The sequence below is a fragment of the Enterococcus sp. AZ171 genome (genome assembly GCF_051714005.1).
GTDB classification, from domain to species: Bacteria; Bacillota; Bacilli; order Lactobacillales; family Enterococcaceae; genus Enterococcus_B; species Enterococcus_B pernyi.
This window is the reverse complement of sequence record NZ_JBIORA010000001.1, coordinates 703,667-725,000: the sequence shown is the minus strand read 5'-3', so window position 1 is coordinate 725,000 and position 21,334 is coordinate 703,667. Positions and strand designations below refer to the sequence as shown.

Here is a 21,334-nt window from a genome sequence, read left to right as displayed (position 1 = left end):
CGTGCTGATCCGCGATTACTAGCGATTCCGGCTTCATGTAGGCGAGTTGCAGCCTACAATCCGAACTGAGAGAAGCTTTAAGAGATTAGCTTAGCCTCGCGACTTCGCGACTCGTTGTACTTCCCATTGTAGCACGTGTGTAGCCCAGGTCATAAGGGGCATGATGATTTGACGTCATCCCCACCTTCCTCCGGTTTGTCACCGGCAGTCTTGCTAGAGTGCCCAACTAAATGATGGCAACTAACAATAAGGGTTGCGCTCGTTGCGGGACTTAACCCAACATCTCACGACACGAGCTGACGACAACCATGCACCACCTGTCACTTTGCCCCCGAAGGGGAAGCTCTATCTCTAGAGTGGTCAAAGGATGTCAAGACCTGGTAAGGTTCTTCGCGTTGCTTCGAATTAAACCACATGCTCCACCGCTTGTGCGGGCCCCCGTCAATTCCTTTGAGTTTCAACCTTGCGGTCGTACTCCCCAGGCGGAGTGCTTAATGCGTTAGCTGCAGCACTGAAGGGCGGAAACCTTCCAACACTTAGCACTCATCGTTTACGGCGTGGACTACCAGGGTATCTAATCCTGTTTGCTCCCCACGCTTTCGAGCCTCAGCGTCAGTTACAGACCAGAGAGCCGCCTTCGCCACTGGTGTTCCTCCATATATCTACGCATTTCACCGCTACACATGGAATTCCACTCTCCTCTTCTGCACTCAAGTCTCCCAGTTTCCAATGACCCTCCCCGGTTGAGCCGGGGGCTTTCACATCAGACTTAAGAAACCGCCTGCGCTCGCTTTACGCCCAATAAATCCGGACAACGCTTGCCACCTACGTATTACCGCGGCTGCTGGCACGTAGTTAGCCGTGGCTTTCTGGTTAGATACCGTCAGGGGGTGAACAGTTACTCTCACCCTTGTTCTTCTCTAACAACAGAGTTTTACGATCCGAAAACCTTCTTCACTCACGCGGCGTTGCTCGGTCAGACTTTCGTCCATTGCCGAAGATTCCCTACTGCTGCCTCCCGTAGGAGTTTGGGCCGTGTCTCAGTCCCAATGTGGCCGATCACCCTCTCAGGTCGGCTATGCATCGTGGCCTTGGTGAGCCGTTACCTCACCAACTAGCTAATGCACCGCGGGTCCATCCATCAGCGGCACCGTAAAGTGCCTTTCAAAACGAAACCATGCGGTTTCGATTGTTATACGGTATTAGCACCTGTTTCCAAGTGTTATCCCCTTCTGATGGGCAGGTTACCCACGTGTTACTCACCCGTTCGCCACTCCTCTTTTCCCGGTGGAGCAAGCTCCGGTGGGAAAAGAAGCGTTCGACTTGCATGTATTAGGCACGCCGCCAGCGTTCGTCCTGAGCCAGGATCAAACTCTCATAATAAAAGTTAGAACAATCTTGCGATTGTTAAGCTCAATTTGTTTGCTAGCATATTGCTTGCTTGTTAAAAATGTTCGTTGTCTTGAATTGAATCAAGACGCCCTACACATTTGGTTTGTCTTACTTTGTTCAGTTTTCAAAGGTCTACGTGACAATTGAAACACAACTGCCTCAACTTATCGTTTGTCATTGCCGTAGCAACTTTTATATCTTAGCAAACTCTCGAATGATTGTCAACTATTTTTTAAAAGTTTTTTGAACTCGTTTTTCACGAGGTCGTTTTAGTAACTCACTTATCATAACTTGTCGTATGTTATTTGTCAACACTTTATTTGGCTTTAAATTCTTACATACAAGCGTCTCACAAAGCGCTGAAATAATTCAACTTCGTTATGTTAACATGGTTTTATCCAGCGGTCAATAGTTTTTTCGATATTTTTCTGAATATTTTCAAAAGAACTTTTTTTCGAATCAACGTTTTCTAATTTACCATGCTACACACCTAGCGTCAATACTTATTTTTAAGTAAAAAAAAAAGACAAGGTTTCCAATTATTTTATGATCATTCGGATTATACATGTATTTAAGTGCTTTTTTTTTAAAACAGGTAAAAAATCAATTGAATCCTGAACATTCTCTTCTACTTTTCTTTTAAAATAGACAAAAAAAAGAAGTTTGAAAGATATTCAAACTTCTCTGAAAGTCCTGCTTGGTTCCAAAAAATGATCTCCTATTTTATTCGTTGATTCTCAAGTAGTCAACGATACACCTGCGAACGGTATTCATTTCTCTTTGGTAGAGGTACTTGAATCAATTTAAAAAATCGGTACACCATCTACTTCATAAATCCCTAGTACCGTACGCATTTGTCCTGGATCTTCCCAATGATAACCTTCGCCTAACTGTTCTTGTTGATTTTTTTGTTCCGTTTCAAAAACAAAAAGTGGAACATTTTCTTGATTGATATGGGTATTCGTCAACTCCATCAAGTTGATTTTACTCACATCAATATGAACGTTTTCTTTTAAGAAACTAAGTATGTTTGCTAAACCAGTCTTATCATTTGAGTGGTCTGCGCATGCGAACTCTAATTTATTCTCTCTTGAATGAACTAAAAATTTTTTAGATCCATCCTCCAAATGCAACATAATTGTACCAGCGACTCTTTTGTTTGCCAAAATTTCCACCTCGATCAACTTGTTTATGGCTTACAAGAGAATTTTAGCATATTTTCAGAAAAAATACACTTTTATTTCCTTGATTCTTTTTTATCTAATTGGATCAATGCTTCCTTGATCCATATAGGTAACTGTTTTTCAATCGTTGCAAACCCGATTTTTTTATTTTTATTAGTGAAGTATCGTTTTCTTCGGTATGGGATCGATGGTACTTTCTTTTCTAAGGTACGTAACGACAGACTGATTTTATTCGAATACTCATCAATATCAATGATTTGTACAGTCACCGGTTGCCCCACCTTCAATAATGTATGAATACTCTTCGTATAACCAGATTGCACTTCTGATACGTGGATCAACCCTTGTGTCTCTTCATCTAATGAAACGAACGCTCCATATGGTTGTATTCCAGTAATTTTCCCTTTGATTATTTCGCCTATTCTATAAGTCATATACTTCCCTCTCTTCGCATTTATCATTATACTGTAAATATTAAAAAAAAAGAAGTTCTGTTCTTGCATCTAGATATGGAGGTCTTATAGATGGAACAATTTGATGAAATAGTTTCAAGACTAAACACAGATAGCGTAAAATGGGATGCCATCTCACAAACTTATCATAGGAATGATCTTTTACCTTTATGGGTAGCGGATATGGATTTTCTTGCCCCTCAAGGAGTAACAACCGCTTTTCAAAACTATCTGCAAAAAGGCATTTTTGGTTATTCGATCGTACCGGACGGTCTCTACCGATCAGTGATTGATTGGGAAGAAAGGCGCCATCATGTGACTCTAACTAAAGACCACATTCTTTTCACTAGTGGAGTCTTAGCTAGTCTCTCCTTGGCGATTCAAGCATTTACAGCTCCAGGTGATGCAGTGTTGATTCATGATCCAGTTTATCCGCCATTTGGTGCAATTGTTGAAAATAATGAGCGTCAATTGATTCGCAGTCCTTTAAATAAAGCAGCCGATCATTTTGAAATGGACTTTCAAGATATGGAAGAAAAAATCGTCTCAAACAAGATAAAAGCAATGATTCTATGTAAACCGCATAATCCAGGTGGTCGTGTTTGGACTAAAAAAGAGCTCAAACAGTTAAGTGAACTCTGCTTAACATACGACGTCTTCTTATTTAGTGATGAGATCCATCAAGATATCGTCTTTTCCGGACATGGATTCACCTCGATTCAAACAATTGATCCTGCCCTTTCTCGATTATTGATCACATTCACTTCAGCAACTAAGACATTTAATCTAGCTGCAATAAAAAATTCAATGGTTTTCATCAAAGATCATGATTTAAAAAGTCGCTTTACGAAACAATTAGAAAAAAATCAACATCAAGGAATCAATACTTTCGGACTTTTAGGCACTCAAGCCGCTTACGAAACTGGTGAGGAATGGTTAAATGAGTTATTAGTTTATCTGGAAGAAAATGTCCAAGAAGTCATTACCTTCTTTACTAAGCATCTCCCTGATGTCAAAGTGATGAAGCCAGAAGGAACGTACCTTATATGGCTTGATTTTTCTGCCTATACGGACGATGACCGACTACTTGAAAAGAAGTTGATTGAAAAAGGCAGAGTCGTCTTGAATCCTGGGATCAGTTTTGGACCAAGTGGTCATTGCCATATGCGTTTGAATGTCGCTTGTCCAAGATCAGTATTAAAAGAAGGGCTTTTACGTATCCAACGTGCTTTAAGTTAGAAAACGAAAGAAGTCATTGGACAAAAAATGTTAGTCTTCCCTACTTTGTTACCACCCCAACCAAAAAAGCACCGAACAGCAAAAGTATTTTCTGCTTTTGCTGTTCGGCGTTTTTTAAGAGCTTGGTATGTTTAAAATTTTACTTTATTCAGAAATCTCAATCGTTTCGATCACTACATCATGTACTGGACGATCTTGTGGTCCACGTTGCGCATTTGCGATATCATCGACTGTATCCATTCCTTCAAGTACATGGCCAAACACTGTATGACGGAAATCAAGCCATGGTGTTCCCCCATTTTTATACGCTTCAATGATTTCTTTAGGGAATCCTGCTCCTTCTAATTGACTAAGCATGTTTTCTGGCACATTTGTGTTGTTGACGATAAAGAATTGGCTACCATTTGTATTTGGACCAGAGTTAGCCATTGATAGTGCGCCACGTAGATTGAACAATTCGCGGCTGAACTCATCTTCAAAACTTTCGCCGTAAATGCTTTCGCCTCCCATACCTGTACCGGTTGGGTCGCCTCCTTGAATCATGAAATCAGGGATCACACGATGAAAAATCACGCCATCATAGTACCCTTTTTTTGCTAATTCAACAAAGTTTTGGACTGTTTTAGGTGCTAACTCAGGAAATAGTTTTACTGTAATATCTCCGCGGTTCGTTTTTATAAGAGCTTTAGGCCCCTTCTCATTCATAAGATCAAGTTGTGGAAATGCCATTTTTTCTTCCTCCTAAAAAATTCTGTCTTCCTGTGTAATCATAACATATTCTATTGATATACGGTAAAGATGAGCCACAAGAAAATCAAAAAAACGATGTTGTAGAATGCAAAGACGAATAAATACTTTTTTCTCCATTCCGGATATTGCTTGATGACTAATTTGTAAGAGATCAAACTTGCCATTGAAGCAATCAATGTCCCTAATCCTCCCAAGTTCGTCCCAATGATCAAACCCTTGATATTTTCTGTATAACTTGATAACAGGAGCGCCGCAGGAACATTACTAATCAATTGACTTGCAAAAATGCTTGCACTGACTTCATGATGCGCCACACTTTTTTCAAAAAAGGCTCGGACAACATCTACTTGTTTGATATTCCCGATGAATATAAAAAGAAAAACAAACGTAAATAATAAGGAGTAATCGATATGTTTAAAGAGTCGGCGATCATTGCCTAGGATACTGACACTCACTAAGACTAATACGACATAATGAGGGATGATGCCACTTACAGCTAGAAGACATATTAAAAATAGACCAAAATAAAAAATGAGTTGTTTTCGCTTTAACATTATCTCTTCTGTATTCGCCAAATCGATGGTATTATTCTTGATTCTCCCATAGATCAACACCACCAATAATATGGCAGCAGCCAGTGTATAGGGAAGCATCAACTGTAAAAATTCGAACAGTTGTAAGTGTGATTGTGCGAATAAATAAAGATTTTGTGGATTACCGATCGGAGTGAACATACTTCCTAGATTACTCGCAATCGTCATCAAAGTTATGACGAGAGGAATCAATGTTCGCATGCCGATTCTTTCTACTATCAATAGACCAAATGGTACAAAAATGATCAGTGCCACATCATTCGTAATCAGCATACTACTGATAAACGTGAGAAACACTAAAATCAAAATAATCCCTCTCGTATTTTTTGTCTGGGTGATCAAATAATTGCCTAGATAATCGAAAAACTGTTGTTGCCGTATCCCTTCTACAATCAACATCAAACAAAAAAGAAGAATCAATGTGTGAAAATCGATATAAGAAAAATAATTGAAGTTTGGCGGGATGATGAACATGGTACCTATTGCTAAAAGAAAAGACAGCGTCAATACTCCGTCTTCTTTTGCATTGCTTGTTATTCTTTTAATCATAAAATTCTACCTCTTAGATTCAAACACTTCGTACTAGTAAAATAACTCTTTTTAGCTAATATTGAAAGTAAATAAACTATATGTTAGATCACTCCTTATATTTTAGTGACTGCTCGTTCCATAATTAAACTATTTGAGAAGAATTCTCAATTAAATTCTGTTATAGTGTCACCAAGGGAGGAATTTCAAATGGAAATTTACGATATTACAATTATTGGTGCAGGGCCGGTTGGCATGTTTGCAGCTTTTTATGCTGGTATGCGCCAAGCGAAAACCAATATTATTGATAGTTTGCCTCAACTTGGTGGACAGTTAACTACCTTATACCCTGAAAAATATATTTATGACATTCCTGGTTATCCAGCAATCAAAGCGGTTGATCTTGTTAATAATTTAAAGAAACAATTGACCACTTTTAATCATACATTTCATTTAAATGAAGAAGTTCTCTCACTTTCCAGAGAAGATGAGATCATCGAGATCACTACTACGAAAGGTATCCATTATTCAAAAGCTGTGATCCTGACGCTAGGAAGTGGTTCTTTCCAACCAAGAAAGCTGAATTTAGAACATGCTGACCGATACGAAAACCATGGGTTAGATTATTTCGTGAACGACTTGATGAAATATGCAGGAAAGAAAGTTGCCATTGCTGGTGGTGGGGATTCAGCAATCGACTGGGCACTGATGCTTGAACCTATTGCGAGTGAAGTTTATTTGATTCATCGTCGAGAGGCATTTAGGGCTCATGAACATAGCGTCAATCAGTTGAATCAATCCTCTGTAAATGTATTAACACCTTATTTGATTGAGCGTTTATCTGGTTTAAATGGAGAGTTGTCAGACATTCGTCTAAAAAAAGCTAAGACGGATGAAACGATTGATCTCATGGTTGACTCATTGATCGTCAATTATGGGTTCACTTCTAATTTAGAGCATTTATCTTCTTGGGGACTTGAAAGTTCCAGAAATGCGATCACCGTCCACTCTGATATGTCAACTTCAATTCCTGGTGTGTATGCTGCTGGCGACATTTGTAGCTATGAAGGAAAAGTGAAATTGATTGCCACGGGATTTGGAGAGGCACCGACTGCTGTCAATAACGCGTTACATTTCATCAATCCAAAAGAACGTACGCAGCCTGGTCATAGTACAAGCCTTTACGATAAAACATTTGGACCAAAATAACTTAGCTGCTTTTTTATAAAAGAAATGATTCTTGCTTTTTGTACGTACTACGTTACCATTATAGATAGAAAGAAGAGACGGAGGAATCAAAAATGGTCATAAAAACAGAAACCTTAGAAGAAAAAGCGCGAGATCTCCTAAAAGAACGTGGCGTAACAATTGAGGATATCGCTGAATTAGTCATGTTTTTACAAAAAGACTATATCTCAGATTTAAGCTTGGAGGATTGTGCGGAAAGTATTAACGCAGTCTTGACAAAGCGTGAAGTCCATAACGCGATCATTACTGGCATCCAATTAGATATCTTGGCAGAACAAAAACAATTGATGAGCCCTCTTCAGCATATCATTGAAGATGATGAAGGATTATACGGAATAGATGAAATTTTAGCCTTGTCGATCGTCAATGTTTATGGAACGATTGGTTTTACCAATTATGGCTATATCGATAAAGTAAAACCTGGGATCTTGAAAAAGTTAAATAGTCACGATGGCAAAAATGTCCATACATTTTTAGATGATATCGTGGGAGCAATTGCTGCCTCTGCCGCAAGCCGCTTGGCCCACCAAGAACCGGAAAAACGGAGCCGTTTGACACAATAATCAAATAAAAATAAAAAATCATCCATAAAAATCGCAAAAGGATTTTTATGGATGATTTTTTGCTATATCCGAAAAAGCAATCAACGCGCTACACGAAAGTGATTGTTTAATTGTTCCCCTTTTTCAATTCTCTTTTGCCAACAAGAACCATCAAAGCGAAAAATAATTCGATAAGCACAAAAAACAGAATGAAACAATGCATGAAGTATTGCTCAGGTAACACATTGATGATTGGATCAGTTTGAGGATCAAACAACCAGTCATCATTATTGAAAAATGTTTCGTGAAAAAGAATAAAAAAATGATCAAAACCAATCAACATAAAAAAGCCAAAAACAAATGGTAGGATCATGCCGATTTGGAATGGGCGGATTAGCCGCCACAAACGCTGATTTCTTTTCAACTGGCGAAGGAACAAGCCACTTGGGATCAATGTAAGTAACAACACCGCATAATTGAGCATGAATAATAACTTGACTTCATAAAAATGATGTAAGCCACTCGCTGACATTGGAAAGTCGGGAAGTGCCAACACTTGCTCAAAAGGATTATTCAGATACCTCATCAGTTGATCATAATTTTGGAGTAATGTTGGCTGATCTACGGTAGTGTAATCCAAGATACCTAGATGCCCGATATCAAACACATATAGTGGGCGGAAATTGATCGTTATTGCAATTGCTAAAGTGAGCAACGTCAGGAACGAACTAACCATCCCCGCATATTCCACCCATTGCCATCGTTTATTTTTCATTGTTTTAGAAACTCCATTCATCTAACGATTGCAAAACGAAGGTAGATGGTGTTGGTAGATCTGGAATGTCTTCTTCTTTGGTAAAACCTGATAACACAAGCAGTGTGTCGATACCATTACGAATCCCTGCTTGGATGTCAGTTTCATAATTGTCCCCTACCATGATGACTTCTTCTTTGTTCAATCCTAAAAGTTCCACTGCTTTATCCATAATGATTGCTTCTGGCTTACCAATATAGACTGGTGTAGTTTGTGTCGCTGTCTCTACAAAAGAAACAACCGAGCCAGCTCCAGGTAATAATCCTCTTTCTGTAGGGATATTTTTATCAGGATTTGTACCGATGAACGTTGCTCCCTTTTGGATTGCTAAGGTTGCGGTCACCACTTTTTCGTAAGTCAAGTGATTATCTAAACCTACTACGACATAATCAGGATGTTCTTCTTCCCATACAAACCCTGCCTCCAAGATCAAATCTGTCAAGCCAGCTTCACCGATCACATACACTTTATTTCCTTTAGCGTCTGATTTCATGAAATCAATGGTCGCTAGAGATGCTGTATAGATCGTTTCTGGTGAGACATGGATATCAAACTCAGTGGCTAAACGTTGTGCCACTGTTCCCGGTGTTTTTGTCGTATTGTTGGTTACAAATAAAAAGGGCGTCCCATTTTCCTGTAACTGTTCGACGAATCGTTTTCCTGCCGGTATCGGCTCCGTTCCACGATAGATCGTTCCGTCTAAATCGATCAAATAGCCTTTATAATTCATAGGATCATTCTTCCCTTTGTCTAATAGTAAAATTCTTTTTAGAAGTTGATTTTGTTGGGCGTTCTGATGTTTTTTCAGTTCCCTTTGGTGTTGCCTTAGTAGTTGCTGGTTTACGATTTTTGATCACAGGTTGTTTGCGTACCGATTCAACGGGCGCTTTTTTTTCATCGATATGCGCTTGATTGTTGCGATTCGGATTTTTTTTCTTTTTACGTCGTTGGGTATTTTTTTCTTTTTTTCCACCAATGCGTTCAATGACAAAATATGCACAGCCAAAATTACAATATTCGTATAAATAGTCTTCTAATGCATCAATTCGCTGATCTGGGTGAGCACGTCGATTCGTGGCATCAAAAAAGCCTTTCAAACGTAGCTGTTCGTAACCCCAGTCACCTACGATGTAATCGTATCTGGAAAGCACTTCGCTATATCTCTCACCAAGCTTCTCAGCATTGAAACCTTCCCGGTAATCCGTTACGATACGATAAGGTCTATCACCAATCAAAAGATTCGTTTCATCTGTCAATGTGACGATTTCTCCTTTGACTTTCTCTGGCTTCGTTTCCTCGATTATTTCTTCTAAAACTGCCGTCACTTCTTCGGTCACTGTTTGTTCTTGTGAGCGATCGACCGTTTCTTGACTCTCTTTTTTGTCACTGTTGTGTTGTTTATTTTGTTTCGTCGACATGCTTTCACCACCTATTTCTCTATTATACCTTCTTTTTCATTGGTTGGGTAGTGAGCATTTAAGTAGTCTCCCACTACTGTACGAATAAATTCGGGAAATAAAAAATCGACCTGTCCAACAATTTCGATGGTTGGGAAAAAAGGAACAAACATCAGATGGTCGACCGTAGTAACGGTATAATTCTTTTCCTCTTCGATTGGTTGTTTTTGCCACAAAACTTCTCGATTGACCGCATCATACGTGATCCCACTATAGAAAATCTCACCGAATATCTGACCACGAAACCCCATTCCCCTGATAGGAAAATTCCGTAAAAAAAGGCGACTTTTTTCGATTTCCAACACTAAGCGAATCATATCTGACCCTTTCAGCGTGACGTTGATCAAATGCATCGGATGTGGCAGTGCACTATGGAGTTGATCTTGGTCAACCAGCCCCTTAGGTACGCTATTCAAAAAAAGACCACTATTCAGAAACGATGCTTCTGTGTTCCCTCTTTCTTTTACCGCTTCTAAAGCGATCTGGATAAAGGAATGTTCATCAAATAAATCAAGTGATAAGTCAAATGGTAGATCTGCCACTTTCTTTTGAGCTAAAAGACGATGTCCTTGTTCAAGATAACCGGCGATTTCTTTCTCATCCTCTACGAATGCAGTCATTGTATCTGTCGGAATCGCTTTAGCGTAGTGTCCGACGATTTTTTTATTTTCCAATGAAAGATGTACTTCCCCTACATATTGCCCAAATTTTCCGGCAGCGGCTAATTGTACCTCATTCACGACTTTCCCATCAATAAAAAGATGATGGGTATGTGATCCTAAAATCACATCGATTGCAGGGATTTCTTTTGCAATCTGTAAATCATCTTGAATGCCTAAATGACTCATTAAAACAATTACGTCTACCTGTGGACGTAATTGCTCAACTAACTCTGGCAACAGATCATAAGGCTGACGGATATCCCAGCCATTTGGATTATACGTCAAAGGAAATGGTGCAGTAAAAGCAATTAACCCAACTTTTGTTCGTTGCTTTGTTTCGATGATTTTATATGGCTTTGTCCATACTGGTGGTTGCAAAGTATTTTTATCGAATAAGTTGCTCAGTAGCACATCAAAATTCGCGTGATCATATAAATGATTCAACTCATTCTTGGAATTACCTACACCTTCATTATTCCCTATAGTTGCTGCATCATAGCCGATTTGATTCATTAGTTCAACATTGGCATGGCCATTCGTTGCTTCTGACAAAGGATGCCAACGATCAACGAAATCCCCAAGATCGACCGTGAGAGTTGTCGTATTATTTTTTTTCTCATTTTCACGCTTTTTTTGCTCAAGGAATCTTCTGATCCGTGGCCAGTTTTCAAGATGAGAATGTAAGTCATTCGTGTGTAAAAGAACGATTTCTTCCACTGTTAGTTCCACCTCACTTTTTTTCATCATACCATAGGGTTCCCCTTTGTTCACATGGAAAGTTTTTGCACAAAAAAAGGTACTTAGACTTTTTTACAAAATCTAAATACCTTAAACTTGCCTCTAATAAAAAAAGCCCTTTAGGCTTAATAAATCCAATCAATCAGACACATGGCGGCACCTGCTTAGTGCTGCTTCCTTCCGGATCTGACACGCTTCACAAGCCCACCATTGTCCTAGCCTTTCGGCAAGGAATAGTATACCGCATTTTGTTATCCTTGGCTAGTCCTTTTTTAATTTCTTTTTCTTTGCTCGCAAATTTCTAAAAAACACAGATAAAAGTTCACCACATTCTTCTTCTAATATCCCGCCCTCCACCTCGGCCTGATGGTTGAAACGTTCATCCTCAAGTAAATTCATCAATGTCCCTGCGGTTCCTCCTTTTGGATCATAGGCACCAAAGTAAACTTCTTTTACGCGAGAAAGAATCATGGCACCGCTACACATTGGACACGGTTCTAACGTGACATATAATTGTGTTTCTTCTAAACGCCAACTTCCGATGGCCTTGCATGCTTCTTGGATCGCAATCATCTCAGCATGTGTTGTTGCATTTTGTGTTGTTTCCCTCAAATTGTGTCCACGCCCAATAATCTGTCCTTGGTGAACCACGATGGCGCCGATTGGTACTTCTACTAACGCTTCTGCTTTTTTGGCTTCTTCAATAGCCACACGCATCCATTCTTCTTTTATTCGCTGTTGTTCTGTTTCTTCCACTTGTACTCCTACCTTTTTTAGATTTACTTATCTTCTCTATCAAACATAGTATAACTGGCTTTTTAATGAAGTACAAAGAGTTTTTCCTTATCGCCATGTCCTATGGTAAACTAGGGGATGAGGTGAAGTAAATGAACACAGAAAAGTTACTTGGATTATACCCAAATGCACAAAAAAAGAATTCTCCTTCTTCTGATGATCGAATTCTTTCACTGGTTGTAGAAGATTACTTCTTGTGGATCGATAAAAGTTCCTTGTCCGTTCAAGAAGAAAAACTTTTGAAAGCGTTATTCCAGAAAACAAACACCTTAGACAGCCATCCTTGGTATCAATATTTATTTGAGGAAAAGGTATATGTATGTGAAGAAAGCTGCCGAATCATTCAGTTACATTTTGAAAAGAGATCAGATTTCTTACAAAAAGAATGGCGAGAAACAATTTCCGGATTATTTCCCGAAGCTCTTGATTTTTTTCTTTACACAGAGACAGATGCGTTGATCATCGAAAGAAAGCATGCCAATTATTTGAGTACGGCAGATCTTAAAGGCATCTTTTTATCTCTTGATGTCGATTTTGATATGACGACACAAGCCTTTGTCGGTTCATTCCATTCAGCTGGACAAAATCTAACCGCTATGTTCAATGAAGAACGAAAAATTTTCCTGAATAAACGAACACACATACAAGTAGCCGACCAAACGACTTCCATACAAGAAATTGCCTTATATTATTATACAAAAGAATTAGTTACATCCAGTCAGCTAACAAATGAATATCAAGAAATAATCCGTAGTTTTAAAATGGAAGACATCATTATCGAACTGTGGAAAAATTTCGGGAATATCAGTTCAGCGGCTAAACAACTTTTCATGCATCGAAACACTCTCCAATATCGGATCGAAAAGTTTGACGAACAAACAGGCTTCAATTTAAAAAAAGCAGATGACTTACTCTTTTGTTATCTCCTTTTGTTACACATATAAAAAAGGAACAAGCAGCAATAAACATCGCCTTGCTTGTTCCTTTTTTCGATCAATTCAAAGAGAATCGTTTTTAGATCATTTTCTCAACAAGTGACATCAGACGACCTTTTGCATCTTCTGTTGAGTCTTTGATAGAGTCACCGTAGACAGAAATTTTCTTTTTGCCAGATTTAATCTTTGCTAGCATGCCCATCAATGAATCTAAATCGCTATCTGATAAATGGTCGACGACATCTAATAACTTTTCATTCCCATCAAATTTGTCATACACGAATTTTTTTACTTTTGTGCGGTTACTTAGATGATGGATTTTTTCGATCACTTTGCCAGAAACAACTACAGCTGTTGCCACACTTGCTGCTGCTACGACACTTAATCCAATCGTTACTTTTGTTGATGTTTTCATAATTATCAGCTCCTTTTTATCTACTACAATCATATCACAGTCAAATAGATAAGCGAACTAATTGCTATGAGCCCTGCCCGATGAATAGCAAAAAAATTTACAAAAAGCACATACTGTCTTGTTTTATTATTTACTTTTGTACGACGCCTCATTTGGCATTTTCGGTTTCAAGCAACCTTAGTTTGATGCGTTAAAAAAAGCACCTCCTTTTTGGAGATGCTTCATACGAACAACTAAAGTAAATCATCCATACTAAGAAATGTAAGATCAATTAACCGGAACGTATTGGATATTTGTTAGCATTTCAGGCAAATCATCTTCTAATTCTGCTAACTTATTCCAAATCAATGTCATTGTCTCAAAAAATTCCTTTGATGATTTATCTGAATTTAAACTTCCTAGTGCGTTCAGCCAAAGAAGTTCTAATAAATATGCTTCTTTGATTCCCGTATGTTCTCTGACAAATTCTGAGAACGTTCGTTTGAACAACGAGGCCATGTCTAATTCGGATTTGATAACTACTCCTCTAATACTCTCATGAATCGAGAAAAACTCCTTCAATAAATGAACGACACTGAAAAAATCGTCAATAACGTATTCAGCTAAATATCGATCAAAACATATCGTGATCTCTTCGATAATTTTTTCTTTTAGTATACGGATTGATTTAAAATGTGCATAAATCGGGTAAGTAGAACAGCCACAAAAAGAAGCTAAACTTCTCGCTGTGATTGTCGATAACCCATTTTCTTCAGCATATACCATACTCTTAAATAGTAAATATTCTTTACTAAAATTCGTCACTCTTCCCACGAAACCATCCATCCTTTCCGATTATCTTATTCATATCCGGCAATGATTCTTTTTTTAATTTCCCATGACGATCCAGCGCATTCGCTAGTAGGAAAAACTTATGTAAACCATGAAGAAACAAGTTTTGATAAAAAAAAACGATAATAACATATTTCGGGGGTTAAAATATGTCTCTTTGTAATAGAAGCTTGATTTATCTAATGCTTCGCCAAAAATAAGATTTAAAAAATAACGATATCATCAATTAAATAACATTGTATTCCCTTATCCAAGATTATTTAAATGATTCCAACTTGACAAAATAAGCAAAGAAATAAGCAAAGAAATAAACAATAGAATAGATAACTGATTATCATTTCTTAAAATAACAAGTTATATAATCAAATTCTATTACTATGTGAGAATATCATACATTGAAAACACTTTCCACTCACATTTTATGTCACCACTAGTACACTAATTGTCAGAAAGGAGTCCATCATGTTAATCGATGCAAAAAAGAAAGAGTTATTAGTCCTCTATACGATCGCTCAAAAAAGTCAATGTACGTTAAAAGAACTTGCGGATGAACTGACTATACCTAAACGGACAATCAAAGAATTGATTCGAAAGTTGAACACTACGATTGAACAGCAATTGAGCATTTCTACTTTTATTTTCTCTACACACAAAGGAGAAATAACTATATCCGATGAACACCAAGAAATAAAAATGATGATTTATCACAAACTCAAACTTTTTTATTTAAGAGAATCCAATCGTTTCAACTACTTATTACTTATGGTCAATTATCCCAAAGCGTATGTTCCGAAAAAATATTTATTGGAGCAATTATACATATCCCACTCTTACTTAGAAAAATTAACACACCAATTGAATGAAACACTTCAAGATTTTGAAATCGAGATTGTTTCATCTCAGGGCTGTTATTTGTTCAAAGGAAACGAATTATTTATCCGACTCTATTTGTTTTTTATTCTATCTGATGCTTTTCAAGGGTTGGAATGGCCTTTTGACAAATTCAAATTGAGCCAACTAAAAAGAGAGCGGCGATTATCCAAAAAATTGCTCGTTTCAAAGCATTCATTGAAATATCAAGAAAACCTGTATTTGCTGATTGCTATCTTTACGCTTCGTACACAACAATCATCATTGATCACCTCTGAATCTAGTGAGGTCTATGCTATTTTAGAATTGCTACAACAGGTACAAGATGTCTCCGGTAGTTTTAAACATCATTTGTTTCATCTTTTACCACATGAAATCGCCATTGATGAACTATTGCATTTCAATTTTTTGATTTATTGCTTTTTTCCTAATCTCATTTCAAGCCAGCAGAAGAGTTTGATTGGTTATACTTTGACGAATAAACGTAATCATCTATGTATGAAAATCACCTCACTAACAAAAGAGTTAGCTCAAACCTTTCCAGTGATCGCATCATCTGAAAAAAGGTTTTTCTACAATTACTATCTTATGCTTTCTTTAATTTCTATTTTGATGTTGGGAAATACAACTCCCTTTTTCTACTCGTTGCATTTTCCTAAACCAGCACTTGAGATTGATGAATCGAATGAACAAATACAACAAATCCAACAAATTATCTCTGAAGTTTTTCATGACCACCCAAAAAAAACATTGATTATTTATTATTTGAGTAACTTGATTTATAACCTCTTGCAGTCGGAAACAAATGAAAAATTATTGATCTATGTACAAATGAATAAAACGCTGACAGGAAATTATCATATCCAAAATCGATTACGACAAGTATTTGACGAAAAAATGATTCGCTTGACAGAAAATCCAGAACAAGCAGATTTGATCGTCACCGATTGGTTTGATAAATTTCATCAAACGAGTAAAATTTTTTACCTTGATCCTAGTAAAGAAAAAGATTTATGGGTAGACTTAGTCACAAAAATTCAACAACTCTATGTCAATAAAATGATTTGATTTAAAGAAAAGATAGGAGAAGCAAGCGGTCTCCGTCTGAACTTTTAAATTAATACTAATTTTTCCAAAATAAAAAGTGAGTGGATCAGTCCAATCGACTGTCCCTCACTTTTTATTGGTTTGTTCTAGTCTCGACGGTTACCGCCAAAAATCAAAATCAAACGTAGCAATTGTAAGAAAGTAGATAGCGCTGCAGCAACATAGGTCAAAGCCGCCGCAAATAGCACATGTTTCGCCATTGGTACCTCTTCTTCTGTCAGTAAGCCACCTTCACTTAAAATTTGGATCGCTCGTCTTGACGCATTGAATTCTACTGGTAGCGTAACAAGTTGAAACAATAGTGCCAATGAAAAAGCGAAGATACCAATATTGATCAACGTCGTATTCCAACTAAATAATACACCTACCATGATCAACGGAAACGAAATCATCGAGCCAAAATTAGCGACAGGCACTAATGAAGCTCTGATTTTCAACGGCGCATAACCAACGGCATCTTGCACTGCGTGTCCGCATTCATGGGCAGCTACCCCAATTGCAGCGACTGATGTAGATTGTGCTGTAGCTTGCGATAAACTCAACATCTTGTTCCCTGAATTATAATTGTCCGTCAAATCACCGGCGATTTGTTGGACGCCAACGTTATTGATTTTCTGACTTTGTAAAATGAACTGGGCGGCTTGTGTACCAGTCACATTATTTTTGCTTCTGATTTTGTCGTATTTACGAAAAGTACTATTGACGTAAGCAGAAGCGATTCCGGAAATAGCTAATCCAGCAATAACTAAAAGAAACGTTGGATCTAAGCCATAAAAACCATATCCATACATAATCGTTTCACCCTTTCCTCATTCTTTTATTTTACCATTGTTCGAGTAGAATAATTGTGAAAAGAGATTGAATATTTTAATTCTTTTTGACAAATTCTGATTTCAGCTTCATCGGACCAAACCCTTCGATTTTACAATCGATATTGTGGTCTCCTTCAACTAAACGGATATTCTTCACCTTTGTTCCTTGTTTGATAGGTGAGGGAGCTCCTTTAACTTTTAAATCCTTGATAACGGTCACACTGTCGCCATCTGTTAAACGATTGCCGTTTGCATCAGTTACTACTAGGCCTTCTGCTTCTGTTTCTTCAGATGGTGTCCATTCGTTTCCACATTCAGGACAAATCAATAATCCCCGATCTTCATAAGCATATTCTGAACCACATACTGGGCAATTTGGTACTGTCATGTTGTTTCTCCTTTTTGTTCGTTATTGAGCAATATTATAACGGAAAAATAACAGTTTGAAAAGAGCAACTTCTTATCGGAGATCCTAAACTGCCTACGCTGATTCAATCTCACTGACCTTGATTGCACATACATCTGATAAAAAGACAATCAACTTCGATGAGTAAAAGGTCAAGGCAGAAGTAACCTGATTGCCGAAGAGGTCACTTCTGCCCCCACCATTTATTCGTGCCAAAGGGAATAGATAAAAGAGCATGTAACGTTTGCTTAAAATTCTCGATTGACTACTTGGAGTACACTTTTAACGTGCATAATTGGTGCAAGCTTCTTGTATTTCTTTGTAGATCTCTGCTACTTCTTGCAGGTCTTTTGCATTTGCGCCACTTGCCAAGGGATGGCCGCCACCATGATGTCGTTTGGCGATCTCGTTGATGACTGGTCCTTTTGAACGTAAACGTACACGATAATAGCCCTCTGGTTGTTCGACAAAAATCGCCCAAGCTAACACTTCGTCAATCACACCAGGTAAAGAGACGACAGCTGCGGTCTCTGAATCGACGATGCCATACTTGCCTAACAATTCTTGTGACAAAATTACTTTTCCAGCACCTTTTTCGTCAACTACGATCGTTTGATAGACACAACCGGATAATTTCGCTACTTTCATGGTGATTTGTTCAATTTCACGATTCAATTGGCTTGCATCGAAAGAATACTTTCTTAACTCTGCTGCTAGTTCTAACGTACGACCTGTTGTTGAAGGATACAAGAACCTACCAGTATCTCCAACGATTCCCGCATACAATAAGCGAGCAGAATCGCTGTTCATTTTCAGCTCATTAGGGAACATCAAAGCAAACTCAGCGATCATTTCACTACAGCTGCTAGCTTTCGTATCCACCCAAAGTAAATCGCCATATGGTTCATCATTCGGATGATGATCGATTTTGATCACTTGATCCCCTAAGGAATAGCGATTATCATCAATACGCGGCGCATTCGCTGTGTCTGTCACGATGACTAATGCTCCTTGATAGAAAGCATCGTCGATTTCTTGCATTTCTGTTAAATAACGTAAGCCTTCAACGTCTTTTCCAACTTGACGAATTTCTTTTTCTGAAAAACTATTACGTAATAACTCGGCTAATCCTACTTGTGAACCTAAAGCATCCGGATCTGGCCTTTGATGTCGGTGGATCACGATTTTTTGATATTTTTTGATTTCATTCAAAATCTCTTCTTGTATGGTCATTTTCTTTCCTACTCTCTACGAACGTTCCATCACTTGGCAGACGACAATGGCTTTAGCCACGATCGTGTTTTCTATAAATACTTCTACATCAAGTTTAGCGGACCTTCTACCGATTTCTAAAACTCTTGGACGAATATCTAACTCACTTTCGATCTGGATCAGACGAAGGTAATGTAGATTCATTTGCTCCAACAAGATATTTCTTCGTTGATTCATGATCATTGTTTTTTGCGCAACATCTGAAATGATTTCACTTAACACCCCAAAAGAAATCGTTCCAACACCTGTTACCATTTGTGGTGAAACCTCAAATTTGAACTTAGGCGTCGTCAATCGATTGCCTTCACGATCTGTATCGATCGTTTGGATGGCTCCTGAAATCTGATCAGAAATCGTATCAGCAATTTGCGGTTGACGTTGCACCAATTGCATCGCCTTCATGACATCTTGCCGTGTGATCAATCCTTCTAACGTCAAATCATCGGAAACGACTGGCATGACTTCTAAACCATCCCAAATCATTTGATGTCCGACAGAAGCGACGCTCATCGATTTCTTGACACTGATTGGATCTTTGGTCATGACCCGATCAATGACTTGTGTCGGTGCTTTACCTACGACATCTTTTGCCGTAATGATCCCCATCAAACGCATGTGATGATTCACCACTGGGAAACGAGAATGTTGGGTTTCTTCTGAAATCCGTTGATAATCAGCCACCGTATCCGACTGTAACAAATAATGTGTTTTCTGGGCAGACAGATAAATATCACCGACGAGCATGATATCTTTTTTGATCAGTTGGTCACTAAGCGCTCGGTTGATCATCGTTGCTACAGTAAAGGTATCATAAGTCGTACGTAAAATCGGCATAGCTAATTCATCGGCTAATTTGGCAATCTCAGGCGTCGTATCAAAACCACCCGTGATCAACACTGCTGCGCCATCCTCAAGTGCTAACTTTTGCACTTCTGTACGGTTACCGACGATCATCAATGAACCTGGAGTGATATAGCGTTCCATTGCGTGCTTGGTCATCGCACCTATGACAAATTTATTCAAAACTTTATCTAGACCGACTGCCCCGCCTAAGACATCGCCTTCAATGATCCGCACGACTTCGCCAAACGTCAATCGTTCGATATTTTTCTTCAACTTACGTTCGATCCGTATCGTTCCTACTCGTTGGATCGTTGACACTAACCCTACGTTTTCAGCATCTTTAATTGCTCGATAGGCCGTTCCCTCACTGACATTCAATTCTTTGGCTATACTACGGACAGATATTCGATTCCCCACTGGTAGGCTTTCGATATATTCTAAAATCAAATCATGTTTTGTCGCCATCTCTTTCCCCTACACTTCCAGCGTTTCCGAAACGCTCATTATTTTTCCTTCGGTATCTGCTAATAAATCGATGAATACTTGCGGATCTTGTTCAATGACAGGAAAGGTATTGTAATGGATCGGCACGACTTTCTTCGCTTTGATTCGCTTCGCCGCACGAGCCGCATCCTCAGGTCCCATTGTATAATTGTCGCCAATCGGTAAAAAGGCTACATCGATCATAAACTGTTCACCTAAGAGCGCTAAGTCGCTAAAATCTGCGGTATCACCCGCATGATAAATCGTCTTCCCATCTGCTTGGATCAGAATACCACTAGGCTCTCCCATATAACGCGAAACACCATCGATTTCAATACTTGAACTATGCTGTGCATGGACAAATTTGACTGTGCCAAAAGGAAACTCCCTTTTGCCACCGATATTCATCCCAAAAGAGTTTGCTCCTTGCTGTTGTGCATAATCAGCGATTTCGACAATACTGATGATGGTCGCCTCATTGTTCTTCGCAATCGGCAACATGTCTCCAATATGATCAGCATGTCCATGGGTGATCAATATCCAGTCCGTCTGGACTTCATCCACTTTTAAATCAGTCATAGGATTCCCAGTAATAAATGGATCTATCAGCACTTGCTGGCCATTTTGCATTTCAAGAGAAATACAAGAATGTCCATGATAAGTAATCTTCATCTTCTCACTCCTCAACATTTTGGTCACTGACTCTTTCGTTTTCGTTTCGAACATTTACACAATTAGTAGTACAGTATATCCTATTCAATTGTAACAGATAATACAGGTTGTACCAAGTATCAAGTGAGCGTGTACTTACGACTGAATCCCCAGATAAAAGAATGTTTCGTCTATAATTGACAGTTTCTGTTTAGTGTTTGATTTCTGTGAATAAATCTAGAATGACTACGAATCTGTAATAATACTCAAAATAAAAAATACCCATAGTAGAAACTAAGACGCCAGTTTCTACTA

At 38.4% G+C, this 21,334-nt stretch carries 21 protein-coding genes, 1 rRNA gene and 1 other RNA gene (1 of these 23 only partly in view); 5 read left to right on the top strand and 18 right to left on the bottom strand.

The features are described from left to right. The 3 genes from IGJ49_RS03410 to IGJ49_RS03400 form a co-directional block, all read right to left on the bottom strand. Positions 1 to 1,383 (bottom strand): 16S ribosomal RNA (locus IGJ49_RS03410); it reaches 178 nt to the left of the window's first position. A gap of 812 nt (positions 1,384 to 2,195) precedes the next feature. After that, positions 2,196 to 2,558, bottom strand: a complete 363-nt coding sequence (locus IGJ49_RS03405) for a hypothetical protein (RefSeq protein WP_010736093.1) — start codon at positions 2,556 to 2,558, stop codon at positions 2,196 to 2,198. 71 nt (positions 2,559 to 2,629) lie between these two features. Beyond that, positions 2,630 to 3,010, bottom strand: coding sequence for a CvfD/Ygs/GSP13 family RNA-binding post-transcriptional regulator (locus IGJ49_RS03400; protein WP_019724010.1), 381 nt, complete (start codon positions 3,008 to 3,010; stop codon positions 2,630 to 2,632). Between the two features lie 90 nt (positions 3,011 to 3,100). Between IGJ49_RS03400 and IGJ49_RS03395 the strand changes: the two genes are divergently transcribed. Further along, positions 3,101 to 4,267: a MalY/PatB family protein gene (locus IGJ49_RS03395; protein WP_438722411.1), complete on the top strand. Its 1,167-nt coding sequence runs from the start codon at positions 3,101 to 3,103 to the stop codon at positions 4,265 to 4,267. A gap of 144 nt (positions 4,268 to 4,411) precedes the next feature. On the opposite strand, the gene IGJ49_RS03390 is transcribed toward IGJ49_RS03395, so the two are convergent. After that, complete coding sequence (locus IGJ49_RS03390) at positions 4,412 to 4,996, bottom strand: peptidylprolyl isomerase (protein WP_010736096.1); 585 nt, start codon at positions 4,994 to 4,996, stop codon at positions 4,412 to 4,414. 50 nt (positions 4,997 to 5,046) lie between these two features. After that, on the bottom strand, positions 5,047 to 6,159 hold the full coding sequence (locus tag IGJ49_RS03385; RefSeq protein ID WP_349521330.1) for an SLC13 family permease: 1,113 nt from the start codon (positions 6,157 to 6,159) through the stop codon (positions 5,047 to 5,049). Between the two features lie 189 nt (positions 6,160 to 6,348). Between IGJ49_RS03385 and IGJ49_RS03380 the strand changes: the two genes are divergently transcribed. Together IGJ49_RS03380 and IGJ49_RS03375 are read left to right on the top strand one after the other, a co-directional pair. Then, a complete protein-coding gene (locus IGJ49_RS03380; RefSeq protein ID WP_023519245.1) occupies positions 6,349 to 7,347 on the top strand; it encodes an NAD(P)/FAD-dependent oxidoreductase in 999 nt (332 codons plus the stop codon). A 92-nt stretch (positions 7,348 to 7,439) separates the two neighbouring features. After that, complete coding sequence (locus IGJ49_RS03375) at positions 7,440 to 7,949, top strand: phosphatidylglycerophosphatase A family protein (protein ID WP_010736099.1); 510 nt, start codon at positions 7,440 to 7,442, stop codon at positions 7,947 to 7,949. A 106-nt stretch (positions 7,950 to 8,055) separates the two neighbouring features. Here the strand turns inward: IGJ49_RS03375 and IGJ49_RS03370 are convergent, their stop codons facing one another. From IGJ49_RS03370 to tadA, 6 genes are all read right to left on the bottom strand, one after another. Further along, a complete protein-coding gene (locus tag IGJ49_RS03370) occupies positions 8,056 to 8,703 on the bottom strand; it encodes a TIGR01906 family membrane protein (protein WP_438722407.1) in 648 nt (215 codons plus the stop codon). A gap of 4 nt (positions 8,704 to 8,707) precedes the next feature. Next, positions 8,708 to 9,472: a TIGR01457 family HAD-type hydrolase gene (locus IGJ49_RS03365; RefSeq protein ID WP_349521327.1), complete on the bottom strand. Its 765-nt coding sequence runs from the start codon at positions 9,470 to 9,472 to the stop codon at positions 8,708 to 8,710. Between the two features lie 4 nt (positions 9,473 to 9,476). Next, positions 9,477 to 10,160, bottom strand: coding sequence for a YutD family protein (locus tag IGJ49_RS03360; RefSeq protein WP_019723195.1), 684 nt, complete (start codon positions 10,158 to 10,160; stop codon positions 9,477 to 9,479). Between the two features lie 11 nt (positions 10,161 to 10,171). Next, positions 10,172 to 11,578, bottom strand: a complete 1,407-nt coding sequence (locus tag IGJ49_RS03355) for a bifunctional metallophosphatase/5'-nucleotidase (RefSeq protein ID WP_041684386.1) — start codon at positions 11,576 to 11,578, stop codon at positions 10,172 to 10,174. 157 nt (positions 11,579 to 11,735) lie between these two features. Continuing rightward, positions 11,736 to 11,820: signal recognition particle sRNA small type (gene ffs / locus IGJ49_RS03350), an RNA gene on the bottom strand. A gap of 40 nt (positions 11,821 to 11,860) precedes the next feature. Further along, positions 11,861 to 12,355 (bottom strand): tRNA adenosine(34) deaminase TadA, encoded by a 495-nt coding sequence (gene tadA / locus IGJ49_RS03345; protein WP_023519242.1) that lies wholly within the window; start codon positions 12,353 to 12,355, stop codon positions 11,861 to 11,863. A gap of 131 nt (positions 12,356 to 12,486) precedes the next feature. Between tadA and IGJ49_RS03340 the strand changes: the two genes are divergently transcribed. Beyond that, on the top strand, positions 12,487 to 13,338 hold the full coding sequence (locus tag IGJ49_RS03340; RefSeq protein ID WP_023519241.1) for a helix-turn-helix domain-containing protein: 852 nt from the start codon (positions 12,487 to 12,489) through the stop codon (positions 13,336 to 13,338). A gap of 70 nt (positions 13,339 to 13,408) precedes the next feature. Here the strand turns inward: IGJ49_RS03340 and IGJ49_RS03335 are convergent, their stop codons facing one another. Next, positions 13,409 to 13,744, bottom strand: a complete 336-nt coding sequence (locus tag IGJ49_RS03335) for a hypothetical protein (protein ID WP_010736106.1) — start codon at positions 13,742 to 13,744, stop codon at positions 13,409 to 13,411. Between the two features lie 267 nt (positions 13,745 to 14,011). Beyond that, positions 14,012 to 14,557 (bottom strand): hypothetical protein, encoded by a 546-nt coding sequence (locus IGJ49_RS03330; protein ID WP_019723190.1) that lies wholly within the window; start codon positions 14,555 to 14,557, stop codon positions 14,012 to 14,014. 480 nt (positions 14,558 to 15,037) lie between these two features. On the opposite strand from IGJ49_RS03330, the gene IGJ49_RS03325 reads away from it, so the two are divergent. Next, positions 15,038 to 16,513: a helix-turn-helix domain-containing protein gene (locus IGJ49_RS03325; RefSeq protein ID WP_153830498.1), complete on the top strand. Its 1,476-nt coding sequence runs from the start codon at positions 15,038 to 15,040 to the stop codon at positions 16,511 to 16,513. A 125-nt stretch (positions 16,514 to 16,638) separates the two neighbouring features. Here IGJ49_RS03325 and IGJ49_RS03320 read toward each other — a convergent pair whose 3' ends face one another. From IGJ49_RS03320 to IGJ49_RS03300, 5 genes are all read right to left on the bottom strand, one after another. Beyond that, positions 16,639 to 17,343, bottom strand: coding sequence for a zinc metallopeptidase (locus tag IGJ49_RS03320; RefSeq protein WP_010736109.1), 705 nt, complete (start codon positions 17,341 to 17,343; stop codon positions 16,639 to 16,641). A 76-nt stretch (positions 17,344 to 17,419) separates the two neighbouring features. Continuing rightward, positions 17,420 to 17,752, bottom strand: a complete 333-nt coding sequence (locus IGJ49_RS03315; RefSeq protein WP_438722402.1) for a zinc ribbon domain-containing protein YjdM — start codon at positions 17,750 to 17,752, stop codon at positions 17,420 to 17,422. 300 nt (positions 17,753 to 18,052) lie between these two features. Continuing rightward, entirely contained in the window at positions 18,053 to 19,003 is a 951-nt protein-coding gene (locus IGJ49_RS03310; RefSeq protein ID WP_010736111.1) for a DHH family phosphoesterase, read from the bottom strand. Between the two features lie 15 nt (positions 19,004 to 19,018). Beyond that, positions 19,019 to 20,350 carry a DRTGG domain-containing protein gene (locus tag IGJ49_RS03305; RefSeq protein ID WP_438722400.1) on the bottom strand — a complete coding sequence of 444 codons (1,332 nt, stop codon included), beginning with the start codon at positions 20,348 to 20,350 and terminating at the stop codon, positions 19,019 to 19,021. Between the two features lie 9 nt (positions 20,351 to 20,359). Further along, on the bottom strand, positions 20,360 to 21,040 hold the full coding sequence (locus tag IGJ49_RS03300; RefSeq protein WP_077151578.1) for a metal-dependent hydrolase: 681 nt from the start codon (positions 21,038 to 21,040) through the stop codon (positions 20,360 to 20,362). Positions 21,041 to 21,334: the final 294 nt, after the last annotated feature.

Excerpts from the sequence above, each read along its gene's own strand:
- IGJ49_RS03395 (WP_438722411.1), top strand. The coding sequence starts at position 3,101 with ATGGAACAATTTGATGAAATAGTTTCAAGACTAAACACAGATAGCGTA.
- IGJ49_RS03325 (WP_153830498.1), top strand. The coding sequence starts at position 15,038 with ATGTTAATCGATGCAAAAAAGAAAGAGTTATTAGTCCTCTATACGATC.
- IGJ49_RS03340 (WP_023519241.1), top strand. The coding sequence starts at position 12,487 with ATGAACACAGAAAAGTTACTTGGATTATACCCAAATGCACAAAAAAAG.
- IGJ49_RS03310 (WP_010736111.1), bottom strand. The coding sequence starts at position 19,003 with ATGACCATACAAGAAGAGATTTTGAATGAAATCAAAAAATATCAAAAA.
- IGJ49_RS03400 (WP_019724010.1), bottom strand. The coding sequence starts at position 3,010 with ATGACTTATAGAATAGGCGAAATAATCAAAGGGAAAATTACTGGAATA.
- IGJ49_RS03305 (WP_438722400.1), bottom strand. The coding sequence starts at position 20,350 with ATGGCGACAAAACATGATTTGATTTTAGAATATATCGAAAGCCTACCA.
- IGJ49_RS03335 (WP_010736106.1), bottom strand. The coding sequence starts at position 13,744 with ATGAAAACATCAACAAAAGTAACGATTGGATTAAGTGTCGTAGCAGCA.
- IGJ49_RS03390 (WP_010736096.1), bottom strand. The coding sequence starts at position 4,996 with ATGGCATTTCCACAACTTGATCTTATGAATGAGAAGGGGCCTAAAGCT.
- IGJ49_RS03370 (WP_438722407.1), bottom strand. The coding sequence starts at position 8,703 with ATGAAAAATAAACGATGGCAATGGGTGGAATATGCGGGGATGGTTAGT.
- IGJ49_RS03300 (WP_077151578.1), bottom strand. The coding sequence starts at position 21,040 with ATGAAGATTACTTATCATGGACATTCTTGTATTTCTCTTGAAATGCAA.
- IGJ49_RS03360 (WP_019723195.1), bottom strand. The coding sequence starts at position 10,160 with ATGTCGACGAAACAAAATAAACAACACAACAGTGACAAAAAAGAGAGT.
- IGJ49_RS03365 (WP_349521327.1), bottom strand. The coding sequence starts at position 9,472 with ATGAATTATAAAGGCTATTTGATCGATTTAGACGGAACGATCTATCGT.
- IGJ49_RS03375 (WP_010736099.1), top strand. The coding sequence starts at position 7,440 with ATGGTCATAAAAACAGAAACCTTAGAAGAAAAAGCGCGAGATCTCCTA.
- IGJ49_RS03320 (WP_010736109.1), bottom strand. The coding sequence starts at position 17,343 with ATGTATGGATATGGTTTTTATGGCTTAGATCCAACGTTTCTTTTAGTT.
- IGJ49_RS03380 (WP_023519245.1), top strand. The coding sequence starts at position 6,349 with ATGGAAATTTACGATATTACAATTATTGGTGCAGGGCCGGTTGGCATG.
- IGJ49_RS03385 (WP_349521330.1), bottom strand. The coding sequence starts at position 6,159 with ATGATTAAAAGAATAACAAGCAATGCAAAAGAAGACGGAGTATTGACG.
- IGJ49_RS03315 (WP_438722402.1), bottom strand. The coding sequence starts at position 17,752 with ATGACAGTACCAAATTGCCCAGTATGTGGTTCAGAATATGCTTATGAA.